This is a genomic window from Shewanella sp. SM68 (assembly GCF_025653925.1).
In the GTDB taxonomy this organism is placed as follows: Bacteria; Pseudomonadota; Gammaproteobacteria; order Enterobacterales; family Shewanellaceae; genus Shewanella; species Shewanella oncorhynchi.
Genome location: NZ_JAKKRU010000029.1, coordinates 1 through 2,072, shown reverse-complemented (window position 1 = coordinate 2,072; position 2,072 = coordinate 1). Strand labels below are relative to the sequence as shown.

Sequence of the window (2,072 nt, the reverse complement as noted above, 5' to 3'; positions counted from 1 at the left end):
CAACACTTGATAGTCCAAACGATATAGATCCCACAGGGTTTCATCGGCCATTAACTCAACCAGATCCGCGTCTCCATCGTACATGGCTCGCAATAACATCCCCGTATGCACCGCTTTTTCGGTGTTTTTGCGCCTAAATGACAAACTTTGGCTTTGGATGCGGCCGAGTGAATCACCGATCTGTTTACGCAGGTTTTTATCAAAGCGCCGGCTGGGATAACCACAGTATTTAGCAAACTCTGAAAACGATAGTTTTACAGTGTTGGGTGAGTAACCGTACTTAGTGAACGTCTGAAAAATACCGCACCACACCTTAAAATCGGTTTCGATATTCAGCCGTTGGCCCCTGACTGTCACCAGGTCATAGCCCTCTTTTTGGCAGATATCGAGGTTTACGAGATCATTACTGAGATCTTGTGCTTTGACATCATTCTGATGCGTTCTGCGGCCTACGGGTGTAAAAACGCCTGTTCTGAGGAGAACATTAGGCTGCACAGTGGTTGTGTTGCTAATCGTTTGGTGTTTAGTGCTGTAAAGGTTTTTGGTAACCGGTATAGGTAATAATGCATTTTCAGTTCGAACCATGTGCGCCACTTATGTTAACAACCCAATTAGAGTACACCTAATTGTGATTTAGTATCGTTGTTTGATTTTTTGTAGCGTACATCAAAATTTGCATCGCAAACTCTTTCGAAATTTGAATTTAAATTCTTCTTGTAGGTGAAAATTTTACTCATTCGGCATACACCATATGCCCTCATTCAAGCCAAATTAAAATACACTTTTGTGTTCGTTTAATTTAGAGGAACAAAGTTCGGTGTATATACGATCAGTTTTATTGAACAATGAATAACTGCGGCATAGCGTGTGAAATGGCTTTTAATGATAAAGGTTTAAGCTGTTGATTTTAAATGTATTATTTTATGGCTTTTTGGGGGCAAAAAGCGGCTATGTACCCAATTAGAATACACCGCTCTCCGATGAAAGCCTTAGTGTGCTTGGGTTGTAGCTATTCTTGGTCTTTGAGGAGCTTAAAGATGGAGCTTACTGGCCCTAAGCTGTGCAAAACAGTTAATTTTTGCGGAGTAAGAACCACTCCTAGAGGTTTCAGCTCCCTCAAAAAAGAGCAAAGATAATTCGAACAGCCAAAGCTAATAAGCTAATTAATAACTTCCTCGATGAATAACTAGCGTCACTCGAAGGCAAAGTCTTAGCGATTACGATTCGCCGTTTTGAGGACGTCGGCCAAGCCAGTGTCAGCGGCCAAACCTTGCTGAATTACAAGCCTAACAGTCTCACGTTAGCCGATTATAAGAGCTTGGCTAAAGAAGTCATGCAACAAATAAATGTATAACAAGTGTAATACATAATATGAGGAAATTAACTGGTATTACTGGGCTGAATAGACGTAGTTCTACTAAAGCAACCTAAGAAAGTTCAAAGCCACAAGAAAAAATCACCACGGGTACGTCACCCATGCCGTTGCGATTAACGGAAAATGATAGGGCCGATTTGAATCTATGGCTGGAATCAGGTAAAAATATCACTGCAGCTAAGCTATTTCGTGGCCTGATCAGCATGCGCGATAAGATCAATACCAAGACGTTGATCCGTTCAATCAATGATGTAACTTGATAAAGTTACATCATCAAAATAGCGTACCTGTAATGGCGGCTTCCAGTTTCTTGTAACGCTGATCAATCAGATAGTATTGCTCACCGTTCTTCACTGCGAAGCTGCCAGACAGGTAGCCAATCGATTCCAACTTCTGAATACCAGTCTTAATTTTACGGTTGGCTTCTTTTTTGGTCGTCTCAAGCCTCAAACGCTCTCTAAGGCGCTCAAATGAAACGGGGTGAGGATTCTCGGGTAAAGACGTGAAATACAAATACAGACACTGTGCGACCTCTGCACGGGGCAATTTTTCCAGTACTCGCAGACTGACCAACACTTGATAGTCCAAACGATATAGATCCCACAGGGTTTCATCGGCCATTAACTCAACCAGATCCGCGTCTCCATCGTACATGGCTCGCAATAACATCCCCGTATGCACCGCTTTTTCGGTGTTT

General features: G+C 42.3%; 2 protein-coding genes and 1 pseudogene. 1 reads left to right on the top strand and 2 read right to left on the bottom strand.

Going from position 1 to position 2,072, the window contains the following annotated elements; translation table 11 throughout:
* The coding region (locus tag L5M40_RS22475) for a RepB family plasmid replication initiator protein (protein ID WP_263257272.1) at positions 1 to 585 on the bottom strand (585 nt) is incomplete at its 3' end.
* Between the two features lie 891 nt (positions 586 to 1,476).
* Between L5M40_RS22475 and L5M40_RS22470 the strand changes: the two genes are divergently transcribed.
* A complete protein-coding gene (locus tag L5M40_RS22470) occupies positions 1,477 to 1,635 on the top strand; it encodes a hypothetical protein (RefSeq protein ID WP_263257271.1) in 159 nt (52 codons plus the stop codon).
* 13 nt (positions 1,636 to 1,648) lie between these two features.
* Here L5M40_RS22470 and L5M40_RS22465 read toward each other — a convergent pair.
* Positions 1,649 to 2,072 (bottom strand): annotated as a pseudogene (locus tag L5M40_RS22465) (replication protein RepA); the annotation flags it as partial.